The following is a 13,734-nucleotide window of genomic DNA, read 5'->3' as shown; positions in this document are numbered from 1 at the left end:
ATACCCAACAAATTTACATATTTTTTTGAGGTTGTAGTTATAAAAAGTGAGGTTTGAGTAAAGGGTTATTAGACACTTATTAACAACTAAATGTTAAATTCTGGTAACTTTATCTATTCCGTTTATTTTTTTAAGATTATCCATTAGCTTTTTTAGCATGGTTTTATTGCGAACAATGACATTGATTTTACCTGTAAAAATCCCGTCGTCACTCTGAAAGCTAATACTATTCATGTTAACATGCATGTTAGATGAGATGACTTTGGTAATGTCATTAACCAGTCCTAAGTTATCTATTCCTGACAAAATAATTTGTGCAGCAAACTCTTGCTGAGAGGAGTCTATCCATCGTGCTTGTATGATACGATATGCATAATTGGATTGTAGACTAATAGCATTTGGGCAATTTTTTTTATGAACTTTTATTCCGTCATTAATAGTAATAAACCCAAAAACAGAATCTCCAGGAATAGGATTACAACAATTAGCCAACTTATAATCTAATTTTTCTTCTTCTTTACCAAATACTAATAGATCGTATTTGTTGGTAATTTCTTCTTTATTAAGCTCTTCTGGGTTAATGTTTTGCTTTCTGGTAATTTTACTTTTCAAGAAGCTAACTAATGCGTTGCTTCTTGAAGCAGCATACTCTTTAAGCATGGTGTTGTCTATATTACCAGTCCCTACACGATAAAATAAGTCTAAGCTAGTTTTAAGGTTAAAATGGTTAACCATTTCGTTAACAGATTTTTCGTTTAAAACTATTTTAAGTTGTTTAAGTTTACGTCTTAAAATTTCTTTTCCATCTTCTGCAATGGTTTTTGTTTCTTCTTTTAATAACGATTTAATTTTACCTCTGGCTCTAGCTGTAGTAGCATAATCTAGCCAGTTTGGGTTGGGTTTAGCGTTTTCTGAAGTAATTATGTCAACCTGATCACCACTATTTAATTCATGACTTAAAGGCACTAATTTTCCGTTTACCTTAGCACCTCTTGTTTTACGTCCAACTTCGGTATGAATACTAAACGCAAAATCTAACGGTGTTGCACCCTTTGGAAGCGATTTTAATTCGCCTTTAGGTGTAAAAACAAAAATTTCTTTTGAATATAAATTGAGTTTGAATTGTTCTACAAAATCTACAGCATTTAAAGACGAATTCTCTAATGCTTCTTGTAGTCTGTTTATCCAAATGTCTAAACTATCTTCTTTGTCGTCAGCATTTTTGTATTTGTAGTGTGCAGCATATCCTTTTTCTGCAATTTCGTTCATGCGTTCACTTCTAACCTGAACTTCTACCCAACGCCCTTTTGGACCCATAACAGTAATGTGCAGTGCTTCATAACCTGTGGATTTTGGTGAAGAAATCCAATCGCGTAATCGAGTTGGATTAGGTCTAAAGTGGTCTGTAACAATAGAATATATCTTCCAAGCCAAGAATTTTTCGTTTTCTCGATCACTTTTGTAAATAATTCTAACTGCAAATTTATCATAGACTTCATCAAAAGAAACGCCTTGTTTATCCATTTTTCGTTTGATAGAAAAAATAGATTTTGGACGCCCTTTTATAGTATAAGTCAAACCTTCTCTGTCTAAAGACTTTTTAATTACGTCGTTAAACTCTTTAATATAAGCATCTTGCTCTTCTTTGCTTTCTTTCATTTTAAGCAAGATGTCGTTGTAAGTTTCAGGTTCTGTATATTTTAACCCTAAATCTTCTAGCTCTGTTTTGATGTTGTATAAGCCAATTCTGTGAGCTAAAGGTGCGTAAATGTATAGGGTTTCGGATGCTATTTTTTCTTGCTTATCTGGACGCATGCTGTCCATAGTTTGCATGTTATGCAAGCGGTCTGCTATTTTAATAATGATTACTCTAACATCATCATTAAGGGTGAGTAGCATTTTTCTAAAATTTTCTGCTTGTAAAGAGACATCCATGTCCTTTTCTTTACTTAAAGACGAAATTTTAGTTAATCCATCTACAATTTTAGCAACCGTTTCGCCAAACAATTCTTCAATATCTTTAATAGAGTAGTTGTCGTTGTCTTCTACAACATCATGAAGCAAAGCTGCAGCAATTGAAGTGGCATCTAAACCTATTTGTTGTGCCACAATTTTTGCAACAGCTATTGGGTGAAAAATATAAGCTTCACCACTTTTTCTGCGTTGTTGGCTATGAGCCTCAACTGCTACTTCAAACGCTTTTCTTATTAGTTTTTTGTCCTCTGTAGATAAGGTACGATAACTAACTTTTAGTAGCTGTTTGTAGGCTTTTGCAATTTCTGCATTTTCTTTTTCAATATCAATTTCTGTCATGGATTACTCGCCTTCATTAAATATAGAATCTGTATTAAAAATAAGATAAAATACTGAATGGACAACAACTAGTTGGATAAATTTAAAGGAAACCGAATAAAGTGTTTTTTTAATCGTTAAAATGAAAAAAATTACTACTGATTTTTATATACTTCCATTTTTAAACCCATACCATAGTTATTTAAACCTGCGTTTAATAGATTGGAGTTTTTAATGTTTTGTTTGTCAAATAACACCCATTGTCCACCGTTTAAAAATATACGTTTTACAAACGTTTTTTTCTCTGAAATTTCATCCGTAAATGGTAATAATGGTCTAAACGTAGTTGATACTTTTACAATACCACGTCTAGTTTTAACTTCTTGATATTTTTTGTTTGGTAATAATTTACCGTTTTTATCTGTAAAACCTAGGACTTGAATAGAAACAAAAAAACCATTTTTTGGTACAAAAATATCAAAGCCAGACACGTCAAATTCAAATATTGATTTGGTGTCCTCTGTGGCTATAAAAACAATCTTTTCATACGTTAACACTTCTCCAGGCGACCCATTGTTATTTTGGTAAAACTGCACTCTAAATAATGTAGAAAACGGACGTTTTTGATGATTGTCCCTATTGCGTTTTCGCCATGTTTTGGCTTCTGTTTTAATAGGTAATAATATTTTAGTTAATCGCTTTGGTTTTGTGTCTGTATTGGGAAAAAAGACTGCAATTTCACTTTCAATTGTAGGTAGCCAACATTTGTAATAATCGTCATGACCAACTGGTTTTATGGTCACTTCCTTAAATTTACCTGTAGGTTTTGCGGTGACAATAACTTCATCTAGCAAGTCAGGTTGTGGTGCTAAAAATAAAGTATCCTTTAAAGTTGATGTTGCTAATTTTAAGTCTTTGTAACCTAAAGCAGAAATAAATAAAGAGTCAATGTCCGAGTATAATTTTTTTGTAAATACAAATTGCCCTTCATCGTCTGCAAAAACACCATTTCCATTGCCAAAGGATATGGTAGCAAAAGACACCCCTTTTTTAGAAATACTGTCTAAAAGTGTGGTTTGGCTAAAACTAGTAGTTGTAATAACAAAGGTTAGGAGGTAAGCAAATTGTTTTACTATCATATTACAAACTTATCAAATTTAATACCAACGTTTTTTCTTCTTTTTTGAGGCTTCGCTTTTACGTCCTTTTTTATGTTTGCTTCCAGTTTTTTTAGACTTGTGTACTATAGGTTTTGCTTTAGGATCTAGAGGGTAAGGATGATCTTCAATAACATCTAATTGTAAATTGATGAGTTTTTGAATGTCTATAACATAAGATTTTTCATCTGCACTACACAATGAGTAAGCCATACCAGATTGTCCTGCACGAGCAGTACGACCAATTCTATGTACGTAAGTTTCTGGAATATTTGGCAAATCAAAATTGACTACTGCATCTAGATTATCGATATCGATACCACGTGCTGCAACATCTGTTGCAATTAAAATATTAACCTCTTTTTTCTTGAAACGCTTTAATGCCTCTTGTCTTGCAGTCTGGCTTTTGTCACCATGAATACTATCTACTTGATAATTGTTTTTAAGTAAAGTTTTTTCTAATTTATCTACACCATATTTAGTGCGTCTAAAAATGATGATATTACCTTTTATGGTAGTACGAAGTAAGTGTAAACACAATTCTATTTTATCCTTTTTTGGGACATAATATAGTAATTGGTTAACGTTTTTTGAAGTCGAACTATTTTGAGCAACTTCTATTCGTTGTGGTGATGTTAAAATGGTATTAGCTAATTGTTCTACTTTATAAGGGATTGTTGCCGAAAATAATAGAGTTTGCTTAGTTTTTGGACACAAACGTTCAATTTTTTTGACATCGTCTATAAATCCCATGTCCAACATTAAATCTGCTTCATCTAACACCAAAGTTTCGACATAATCTAGATTAATATCATCTTGTTTGTGTAAATCTAACAAACGACCAGGAGTTGCAATTAAAATATCTACACCTTGTTTAAGTGCTTCTTTTTGAGGTTCTATAGAAGCACCTCCAAATATTACTGTGCTTGTAAGTTCTGTATAAGTTGCATAGGCTTCAAAGTTTTCTGCTATTTGTAAAGCTAATTCGCGAGTTGGACTAACCACTAAAGCCTTAATTTTTTTTCCTTTTTTTGAGGCTGTTTGCTTATCATACAATTGCTGTATGATAGGTAAGGCAAATGCTGCAGTTTTACCAGTTCCGGTTTGTGCGGAAACAATAATATCCTTTCTGTTAAGGGCTAAGGGTATGGTTTTTTCCTGTACCAGAGTTGGGTTATCATAACCTTTTTCTGCTATAGCACGAAGTATAGGTCTATTAAGTTTTAAGTCTTTAAATGACATGTTGTAATATTTGCTACAAAGGTAGCTTTTTAGTCGAACAAAATAGACTTTAACTTTTTTCTACTTTTATGGTATAGGTTGCTACAATATCGTTTTCAATTTTTAAGTGAATATCGAAGAACCCTTTGTGCTTAAATTTGGTTTTAAAACTGATGTAACCGTCTTGGTGTTCTAAATCATAAATATCAAAAGGTATGGCATCTGTACCAAAAAATTGTACCAAGGAGACATGTTCCTTTTTAACAGGATTTATAGTTTTAAAACTAAACAGAACCACTTCATCTTTTTTAGAGGTTAAATGCATCATAGATGGACTTGTCGGAATTATTTTGTGTTCAAAGGTTTCGCCATAAACAATTGGAGCTACCTCAAATGTTTTAGTTTTTAACGAGTCGTTTAAATACCATTTTTTCTCTAAAGGAAAATGATTTTTTGCAAATAAAACAGGGTCTGTTAAAAAATAGCCATCATTAAAGTCTTTTACAAACGTATTACCATTTAGTAAGTAACCACTGGACCATGTTGGGTCACACAAGTACCATTTTTTATTTAGTTTAACCGCATTCCAAGAATGGTTGATTATATCTAAACTATCAATGTTAGAGGTAACACTTCGTCCATAACCATTAACAATTTGACAGTCTATATTTGCAAAAAAGCAGAGCTCTTTTAGTAGATAGGCATATCCAGTACACATGGTTTTTTTGTGTTTCAATAACCGTTTGAAAGATGCTTTTTTATACTGGTTATTCCATTGGAGGTACCCTAAACTATCGTTTTTAAATTGCTTTCTTTTTTTAGAAATTTTATGATCTTGAGTAGCATCTCCTTTAATATTATCGCACACCCAAAAATAGATGGCTCTAAATTTTTCGGCATCTGTAGTTAGCTTATGTGTTAAATTATGCGCAAGTATTGGGAGATTGTCTAAACTACTACCATGATGGAGCTTTGCAATATTATCTGCTCTAGTAAAATCTATAGACTTAAAATCCGATACTTGCGCAATTGCGCTATTAATTAACAAACAAAAAATAAAGGACAGTATGGTTTTCATGTGGTATTAATCAATTAGTCCTTTTTAGATTTATACACTTGTTTAACATCTACTTTACCCATCATGATATACGCTTCGTTATCCATGTTAATATTAAGTTGCATGTTTGAAACTGTATTTGTGGTGTCAATAACCGATTTTTTAGACTCGAAGCCAACATAACTAAAGACTAAAACGTCACCCTGTTTAAGTTTTTGAGGAAACTGAAAATTACCATCAAAATCTGAACTAATTCCAATTTTTGTTCCTTCTAAAACAACATTAACTCCTGGTAAAGGGTTTCCGTCTTGGTCTGTAATAGTCCCTTTAACGGTTACTTTTTTTGTGGTTTGCTTCACTTCTGTGTTTGTGGAGTTGCTAGGTGTGTCTTGCGCTTGTGCAGTTGTTAATGATAGTAACGAGAAACAAGCAAGTCCAATTCCGCTTAATACGCTTAAATACGATCTTTTTTCTGGTGTCATAGTAATGGTGTTTAATTGTGAGTTATTAAATCTACCACAGGTGTTTTCTGTGTTGTTTTTGCTAAAATACAAGCTTATGGCTTGTGTGCTCATAGCAGTAAAATCTACTACTTCTTGATTACAAGAATTGCAAAATCCACCAGCTTGTGTTGGTGAAAAAGCATTAAAATCTTCCTGGCAAGGAGTTTTGATGTTTAATTTAAAATGGTCTTTCATGATGCTTAGATGTTTAAGTTTAATAACTCAAACCTAAACTACTTTAACCTATATAAAAAGGAAGAATGAGTAAACCATACTGTTTGGTGAGCGAAGTTGGCTTTTTAATGAGTTATTGTTTTTTAAAATACCAAAACGGAATGGTTTGATGCCAATTATACTTAATACTATCCTTGTGTTTATATGCTCTATAAATTCTTAAATTATGTTTTCCATCAGTTATAGAATCTAAGCTAATAACGGTTTCAAAACCATTTTGACTATTGTTGTGTTCTGTGAAAATAAACTCTAAATTTTTATATTCAATACTATCAATTTTAAACTTATACATTTCAGATAGCGTGCGCATGTATACGGTTTTTAGACTATCTTTTTTTCTAAAACTTAAAAAATCATCAGAAAACACAATGCCAGACTTATATCCTCTAATGTCTTTGTCTGGTTTTAATGCGTGATTGAAATTAAAAATCGCATCTTCTATAGTTTCGGAAAAAGCTATAAATACGGGTAAATAGCGGGTTTCAATGATTTTTGAAGGAATGGATGCATTTCTAATAAACATACCTTTTTCTGTTATGTTTTCATCATAATTAAATTTATTAGCAGTAAAGGTGTTAGAGGTGTCTGATGACGAAAAATAGTTTGATCTATTAAAACTAAAAGAAGTAATTCCAATAAGTATGAAATAAACTGGGACTAGTAATATACTTAGACGTTTTCCGAATCTATTATCAATAAAATTATGAACTAAAGGACGATACAAAAACGATAAGGTTAAATAACTAAACGCCCAATAAAACGGAAAGTAAATTTTGGCTAACCATTTATTCTTTTTTAAATAGCCTTGAGTTACAAAGTCTATAAACGTAAATAACATTCCAAAAAGCACAAAAAATAACAAGATAAGTCCTATTACAAAAAAGACGATAGGTCTGTCTTTATAATCGTTTAGTAAAAAATAGGAGATTGCGACTATAGCACCAAAAGTTACAAATATGGATAAGATGTAAAAAATAAGTAAAAATGAAATAGCAAAAAGCACGCTACAATAATCTTCTAAGCGTGAAATGTATTTGTCAAACGATCCTATTTTACGACGTAAATAACGGTCAAATTTTGGTCTGTAATTTAAGGCTTTGTAGTCTATATCTCCAGACACATACCGTAAACCTAAAGCGCCAATCCACAAACCTCTTAAAACCACGTGTAATAACAAGGTAAACATTAAAATGGTACAGGAGGTTAGTGCAATAAATAATAGAATAATTACTGCAATGTTTTTTTCGTTTTCAGCAATGTTTAAAAAGACTATTAAAGGTTCAAAAACTTGAGATAATCCGTAAATGGAAAACCCAGAAATAATTAATTCTAATTGCCAGCTTTCTTGTTGTAGTTTATCCAACCAAAGTTTAAAAGCTTTGGTTCTGTAATTATTTCTCATAAAAATAATGTGGTTGGTTGAAGTAAAGATAAATTAAATATTGAAACTTTATTTATTACACTTATGCAATATTAACCAATCCACTTGGGAAAGGTCTATATGCATAATAGTGCAGGACTTCTTCTATTGCTAATTTTAAAGCTTTATTTATTGGGACTATAACATTGCCCATTGTAAAATCTATTTGTGACAATTGCATGTAATAATCTGTAAACATTGGCACATTTAGACCTTGGTTTATTGCTACTTGAGTGTCTTGATATGATTGTTTTTGGTGGTCTTTAATAATTTTGCAAGTCACTAACCGTTTTTGTCCATATTTATCGTTTGATGCAGCATAGCCAAACAGTCTGCATATTAAACCACGGTATTTGTAATTATTACAGCGTCCTAAAGTACTATCTATAATATTTAACGGACTGTAAATATGGCAAATGGAAGTTGTGGTTTTAGTGTTTAATAGCATTAATGTGTCTTCTGCTTTTCCGTTTAAAAACAAATAGAAAGCGTAAGGTAAAAATTCTAAAGGTGAAGCTTCAATGCTTGGGTTAGTACAACAATTCCCGCAACCTGTTAAGCAATGTAAAGTAGTCTTTTCCTGAAACTGAGCAATCTCTGCATCTAATTTATCAAATAATGATTCCACCAATTTTACGCGACGTTCTATGGACATGACCTTTTTTGTTTAAGGTACGTTATATAAATGCCAATAACTGCTTAAACTGAGAATATAAAAAAACCACTTTTAAACAAAAGTGGCTTTGTGAAGTTAATTATATTATTGAGTTAATAAACTTTAAAACCTAATGCAATATAGGGTTGTCCAATATTGGCTACAGGTCCACCAGCACCATAAAACACAGAGCCTGAAAACACAACGTTACCTTGAGTAACTGGATATGGTACATCTGTAAAGTCCGATTTTCTTAAAATACGTCCTACAGTTTGATTAAGTGCAGTATAACCAGGTAAAATAGTACGTTTTACGGTAATATAGTCTCCAGCATTAACTACAACAGGAGTTATTAATTGGTAATCTAATCCACTTTGAGAAAAAGTGTGCGTCCCTAAATAGCTGCCACCACTAGTATTATTAATTACTTCCATGTCATAGCCTCCAGTATAGGTGCTTGGGTTTTGGTAGCCAATGGTACAAATTTCACCAGAAGCGTTAATTTGTAATTCGTATTCATGGGTTTCTAGATCCATCCACTCTGCTAAATCATCATACCCATTTGCAGTACTAAATGCGGTTGTAATGGCTGCATTAACATAGTTGCTGTCACAGACATTGTTGGTGTTATCATCATCGTTATCGCAGTTAAAATAGAGTAGAGAGAGTAATGTTAGTAAGGTGAATTTTAACGTTTTCATAGTTGTAGCTGTTGTTTGTTTAGGTTAAGGTACTAAAAAAAATAGATGCTGAGGTGTTTATTCAGGTTGTTTGTCCTCTTCTTCTACAACATCAGCATCTTCCCAAGGATCTGATTGATTTGAACTAGAAAAAGCAAATGCAGCTAGACCAATACCAAGTATTCCAACACTAGCTCCTGCCAATACTGATAATAATGCTGAGTTTGTCTTTGTATAAACAGACATAAAGGTTTTAAAAGCAAAATACACACCTGATCCTAAAATACCAATCGCTAAAATCCCTCTAAAAAGCCCCATGATTTGTGTGTTTTGTTTTATATAAAGTGATAACTAATAAATGATGTATAGCTAGTTTAGTTTTCTAAATCTAAATAGTATGCTTTAGCTGACTCTTCAATTTCCTCATCTATGTTACTGTCATATTTAAAGCTATGAATTCTCCATTGGTTTTCTGGTTTATAAAACTGAAATGTAAATCGGATGGGTTGCCTATCATATTTCACTAAATAACTCATTAATATAAAGCTATCCGAAAGCTTTTTTTCTACAATTAATTCATAACCATAATATTGTCCGACAAAATCCTCATTTAAAGCACTTAGTTGTTGTTTTAGTTTTGTTATGGCATCTGTAGCTCGTGCCATCCATTTATTAGTTGAGTAAAGATTATCAATTGCTTTAGAAGCACCATCATTTTTATATTCATTAAAAAAATTAGTAACTATTTCTTCTGGTTTATTTTGGCCAAAAGTTATCAGTGAAAAAGAAAATAAAATTAGTGTTACAAATGTTTTCATCGGTTTTTTTGTTTTTAATATGTTACTATGTTTAGATATGTAAGATAATCAATTGGATATAATTAGTCATCTAATGCAAGGTAGAAGAATTTTCTTTCAAATAAAATACGTAGTTCTACGTATTTTAAGTAATAAAAAAACCACCTACAAGAGGTGGTTTTTTAATTTCCGCGACAGCGAAAAATTATTTTGATTCTGAGATTTCTTATTTAATCATATCGTAGCTACGCTTAATAAATTCGCTTAACTCTTTTCCTTTTAATAAGCCTTGAGATAAACGTGCTAAGTCTAAACTTTGATTAATTAAACGCTCTTGTTTTTTTCTGGTTTTGGTGTTTAAAATCTCATGTACTAGCTCAGAGTTTGTATTAACCACTAAGTTGTACATTTCTGGCATACTGCCAAACATGTTCATGCCACCACCACCTGTAGCTTGCATCTCTTTCATACGACGCATAAACTCAGGTTGAGTAATCATAAATGGGGTTGCATTGCTATCCATAGCTTCTAATTGTACCATAAATTTTTCTGAAGGTACAACGTCTTTTAACAACTCGTCCAATGCTTTGGTTTGGTCTTCGTCTAATTTAGAAATTGCTGTGTCTTCCTTTTGGATTAACTTATCAATATGGTCTGCATCTACACGTGCAAAGCTAATTTTGTCTTTGGTAGTTTCTAGCTTTTGCATAAAGTGAGATACGATTGGGCTATCTAATAATAACACCTCGTAACCTTTGTCTTTAGCAGCTTCAATATAGCTGTGCTGCTCGTCTTTATTGCTTGCATATAAGATAACTAGTTTGTCATCTTTATCGGTTTGATTTGCTTTTATTTTGTTATATAATTCTTCGTACGTGTAATATTTATCATCCACTGTTGGGAATAAAGCAAATGCTTCAGCTTTTTCGAAGAATTTATCGTCGGATAGCATTCCGTATTCAATAACAATTTTTATGTCATTCCATTTAGCTTCAAAATCTTCACGATTATTATTAAACAACGATTTTAATTTATCGGCTACTTTACGCGAGATGTACGAGCTTATTTTTTTAACAGCTCCATCTGCTTGTAAATAACTACGTGAGACGTTTAATGGAATATCAGGACTGTCAATCACACCACGTAACATCGTTAAAAATTCAGGTACAATTCCTTCGACGTTATCTGTAACAAATACTTGGTTTTGATAGAGTTGAATTTTGTCTTTTTGCATCGCTAAATCCTGAGTCATCTTAGGGAAATACAAGATTCCTGTTAAGTTAAACGGATAGTCCACATTTAAATGAATGTGAAATAGCGGATCTTCAAATTGTGTTGGGTATAACTCGCGATAAAAAGACTTATAGTCTTCATCCTCTAAGTCTGTTGGTTGTTTGGTCCAAGCAGGATTAGGGTTGTTTATAATGTTATCTACGGTTATTTTTTTCTGTGGTTCTGTAGTGTCTTTACCGTCTTTATCTTTTGTTGTTTTAGGTGTGTGGTCTGGATCGTTAATTTCTTTTGTTCCAAACTTTATTGGTATTGGCATAAACTTGTTATACTTACGTAGCAAGCTGCTAATACGCGCCTCTTCTAAAAACTCTGTCGAGTCTTCTGCAATATGTAATATTATTTCTGTACCTCTGTCTGTTTTGTCATGAGGCTCTAAAGTAAATTCTGGAGAACCATCACAAGTCCAATGTGCAGCAGGCTGGTCTTTATGTGATTTGGTAATGATTTCTACTTTATCTGCAACCATAAAAGCCGAGTAGAACCCAAGACCAAAATGTCCTATAATACCAGAATCTTTAGCGCTATCTTTGTATTGGTCTAAAAACTCTTCAGCACCAGAAAAAGCGACTTGGTTGATGTATTTTTCAACCTCTTCTGCAGTCATCCCTAAACCTTGATCAATAATGTGAAGTTTTTTTCCTTCTTTATCAATTTTAACTTCAATGATAGGGTTTCCATAATCCGATTTAGTTTCGCCAATGCTAGCTAAATGCTTAAGTTTTAGCGTTGCATCGGTTGCATTACTAATTAGCTCACGTAAAAAGATTTCGTGATCGCTATACAAGAATTTTTTAATGAGTGGGAAAATGTTTTCTACTGAAACGTTAATATTTCCTTTTGCCATAATGTAATTGTTTTTTATTGTTTGTGTCACATAAAGCCAAGTTGAATTTTTTTCATTTTCTAACCCTAAAACGCTTTACCTGACAATAATTTAATACTGTTAAATTCTGTTTTACTAATAGTCAACAAAAATGCCAATTATGGTTAAGTGACAAACTGACACCTTAGTACAAATAGGTTGATATCTATTGTTTTTTACAAGTGCGTTAATTTTGTTATATTTGGATTAAGTTTATTATTATAAACGTTTAAATAATGCTTATTGATAATTTAAGCTAGAAAACACACTTTTTTTAAAGTGTGTTTTTTTTTACAACTAACTATTACATAAAATAGAATATCATTATTTATGAAATCCTTATTTTTGAAAGCTTTTAAATGCGGTATTAATTATTTACCTTTATTAAAGCGCTAATATTAAAACAATAAGTAAATGTACAATTCAAAAATTATAGGTTTAGGTAAATACGTTCCAGATAATGTGGTGACAAATGATGATTTATCCAAACTAATGGATACTAATGATGCCTGGATAACAGAACGAACTGGAATTAAAGAAAGACGTTGGGTTAAAGAAGGAAGTGGTGATACCACAGCGACTATGGGAGTAAAAGCTGCCAAACAAGCTATAGAACGCGCTGGAATAGATAAAGATGATATAGATTTTATCATTTTTGCAACCTTAAGTCCAGATATGTATTTTCCTGGTCCAGGTGTACAAGTACAACATGCTTTAGATATTAAAACGGTAGGTGCATTAGATGTACGTAACCAATGTTCTGGGTTTGTATATGCTATTTCTGTTGCAGATAATTTTATTAAAACTGGTATGTATAAAAATGTATTGGTTATTGGTAGCGAGCTGCATTCTCATGGATTAGATAAAACCACCAGAGGACGTGGTGTGTCTGTTATTTTTGGTGACGGAGCAGGAGCAGCAGTGTTAACCAGAGAAGAAGATACTACTAAAGGAATTTTATCCACACACTTACATAGCCAAGGTGAACATGCAGAAGAACTAGTTGTTAAAGCGCCTGGTATGGGAACCCGTTGGGTTACAGATATTATTTCTGAAAACGATCCAAATGACGAGAGTTACTTCCCATACATGAATGGACAATTTGTATTTAAAAATGCAGTTGTGCGTTTTAGTGAAGTCATTATGGAAGGTTTGGCTAAAAATAACCTAGGTAAAGATCAAATTGATATGTTAATTCCGCATCAAGCTAACTTACGAATCGCACAATTTATACAGAAAAAATTTGGGCTGAGTGACGACCAAGTATTTAATAATATCATGAAATACGGAAACACTACTGCAGCTTCTATACCTATTGCTTTAACCGAAGCTTGGGAAGAAGGAAAAATTAAAGCAGGAGATAATGTAGTATTAGCTGCTTTTGGAAGTGGTTTTACTTGGGGAAGTGTGATAATGAAGTGGTAACCTATTCCTGCGTAGGCTGGAATCTTATAATAAAAGTAAGATTTTAAATTGAATTTTATTAACATCAATAGATTGCCACGTCCTACGTCCTCGCAATGACAAAACACACAAAAGCCCAAAACAACCGTTTTGGGCTTT

At 32.3% G+C, this 13,734-nt stretch carries 12 protein-coding genes; 1 reads left to right on the top strand and 11 read right to left on the bottom strand.

Annotated features, from left to right (window positions below; all coding sequences use genetic code 11):
- Positions 1-93: 93 nt before the first annotated feature.
- From LY08_RS11455 to htpG, 11 genes are all read right to left on the bottom strand, one after another.
- Positions 94-2,313, bottom strand: a complete 2,220-nt coding sequence (locus tag LY08_RS11455) for a RelA/SpoT family protein (RefSeq protein WP_111660583.1) — start codon at positions 2,311-2,313, stop codon at positions 94-96.
- 134 nt (positions 2,314-2,447) lie between these two features.
- Positions 2,448-3,431 (bottom strand): hypothetical protein, encoded by a 984-nt coding sequence (locus tag LY08_RS11450; RefSeq protein WP_111660582.1) that lies wholly within the window; start codon positions 3,429-3,431, stop codon positions 2,448-2,450.
- A gap of 18 nt (positions 3,432-3,449) precedes the next feature.
- Positions 3,450-4,691 (bottom strand): DEAD/DEAH box helicase, encoded by a 1,242-nt coding sequence (locus LY08_RS11445; RefSeq protein WP_111660581.1) that lies wholly within the window; start codon positions 4,689-4,691, stop codon positions 3,450-3,452.
- A 49-nt stretch (positions 4,692-4,740) separates the two neighbouring features.
- The gene (locus LY08_RS11440; protein ID WP_111660580.1) at positions 4,741-5,748 is read right to left on the bottom strand and encodes a transglutaminase domain-containing protein; all 1,008 of its coding nucleotides are present in this window, start codon (positions 5,746-5,748) and stop codon (positions 4,741-4,743) included.
- Between the two features lie 14 nt (positions 5,749-5,762).
- Positions 5,763-6,425, bottom strand: a complete 663-nt coding sequence (locus LY08_RS11435; RefSeq protein WP_111660579.1) for a carboxypeptidase-like regulatory domain-containing protein — start codon at positions 6,423-6,425, stop codon at positions 5,763-5,765.
- A gap of 112 nt (positions 6,426-6,537) precedes the next feature.
- The gene (locus tag LY08_RS11430) at positions 6,538-7,866 is read right to left on the bottom strand and encodes an LTA synthase family protein (protein ID WP_111660578.1); all 1,329 of its coding nucleotides are present in this window, start codon (positions 7,864-7,866) and stop codon (positions 6,538-6,540) included.
- 61 nt (positions 7,867-7,927) lie between these two features.
- On the bottom strand, positions 7,928-8,539 hold the full coding sequence (locus LY08_RS11425) for a YkgJ family cysteine cluster protein (RefSeq protein WP_111660577.1): 612 nt from the start codon (positions 8,537-8,539) through the stop codon (positions 7,928-7,930).
- Positions 8,540-8,652: 113 nt separating this feature from the next.
- On the bottom strand, positions 8,653-9,240 hold the full coding sequence (locus tag LY08_RS11420; RefSeq protein ID WP_111660576.1) for a hypothetical protein: 588 nt from the start codon (positions 9,238-9,240) through the stop codon (positions 8,653-8,655).
- 57 nt (positions 9,241-9,297) lie between these two features.
- Positions 9,298-9,537: a hypothetical protein gene (locus LY08_RS11415; RefSeq protein ID WP_111660575.1), complete on the bottom strand. Its 240-nt coding sequence runs from the start codon at positions 9,535-9,537 to the stop codon at positions 9,298-9,300.
- A 56-nt stretch (positions 9,538-9,593) separates the two neighbouring features.
- On the bottom strand, positions 9,594-10,037 hold the full coding sequence (locus tag LY08_RS11410; RefSeq protein ID WP_111660574.1) for a hypothetical protein: 444 nt from the start codon (positions 10,035-10,037) through the stop codon (positions 9,594-9,596).
- A 205-nt stretch (positions 10,038-10,242) separates the two neighbouring features.
- On the bottom strand, positions 10,243-12,153 hold the full coding sequence (gene htpG / locus LY08_RS11405; RefSeq protein WP_111660573.1) for a molecular chaperone HtpG: 1,911 nt from the start codon (positions 12,151-12,153) through the stop codon (positions 10,243-10,245).
- Positions 12,154-12,585: 432 nt separating this feature from the next.
- Between htpG and LY08_RS11400 the strand changes: the two genes are divergently transcribed.
- Complete coding sequence (locus tag LY08_RS11400; protein WP_111660572.1) at positions 12,586-13,596, top strand: 3-oxoacyl-ACP synthase III family protein; 1,011 nt, start codon at positions 12,586-12,588, stop codon at positions 13,594-13,596.
- Positions 13,597-13,734: the final 138 nt, after the last annotated feature.

Origin of the sequence: Olleya aquimaris, assembly GCF_003259525.1 — a bacterium.
Taxonomy (GTDB): Bacteria; Bacteroidota; Bacteroidia; order Flavobacteriales; family Flavobacteriaceae; genus Olleya; species Olleya aquimaris.
Note: the sequence above shows the minus strand (reverse complement) of the source record. Positions and strands in the feature narration are given on the sequence as shown.

What these genes read in the sequence shown, in the direction of transcription:
- LY08_RS11455 (WP_111660583.1), bottom strand. Translation starts at nt 2,313, where the DNA reads ATGACAGAAATTGATATTGAAAAAGAAAATGCAGAAATTGCAAAAGCC.
- LY08_RS11450 (WP_111660582.1), bottom strand. Translation starts at nt 3,431, where the DNA reads ATGATAGTAAAACAATTTGCTTACCTCCTAACCTTTGTTATTACAACT.
- LY08_RS11445 (WP_111660581.1), bottom strand. Translation starts at nt 4,691, where the DNA reads ATGTCATTTAAAGACTTAAAACTTAATAGACCTATACTTCGTGCTATA.
- LY08_RS11440 (WP_111660580.1), bottom strand. Translation starts at nt 5,748, where the DNA reads ATGAAAACCATACTGTCCTTTATTTTTTGTTTGTTAATTAATAGCGCA.
- LY08_RS11435 (WP_111660579.1), bottom strand. Translation starts at nt 6,425, where the DNA reads ATGAAAGACCATTTTAAATTAAACATCAAAACTCCTTGCCAGGAAGAT.
- LY08_RS11430 (WP_111660578.1), bottom strand. Translation starts at nt 7,866, where the DNA reads ATGAGAAATAATTACAGAACCAAAGCTTTTAAACTTTGGTTGGATAAA.
- LY08_RS11425 (WP_111660577.1), bottom strand. Translation starts at nt 8,539, where the DNA reads ATGTCCATAGAACGTCGCGTAAAATTGGTGGAATCATTATTTGATAAA.
- LY08_RS11420 (WP_111660576.1), bottom strand. Translation starts at nt 9,240, where the DNA reads ATGAAAACGTTAAAATTCACCTTACTAACATTACTCTCTCTACTCTAT.
- LY08_RS11415 (WP_111660575.1), bottom strand. Translation starts at nt 9,537, where the DNA reads ATGGGGCTTTTTAGAGGGATTTTAGCGATTGGTATTTTAGGATCAGGT.
- LY08_RS11410 (WP_111660574.1), bottom strand. Translation starts at nt 10,037, where the DNA reads ATGAAAACATTTGTAACACTAATTTTATTTTCTTTTTCACTGATAACT.
- htpG (WP_111660573.1), bottom strand. Translation starts at nt 12,153, where the DNA reads ATGGCAAAAGGAAATATTAACGTTTCAGTAGAAAACATTTTCCCACTC.
- LY08_RS11400 (WP_111660572.1), top strand. Translation starts at nt 12,586, where the DNA reads ATGTACAATTCAAAAATTATAGGTTTAGGTAAATACGTTCCAGATAAT.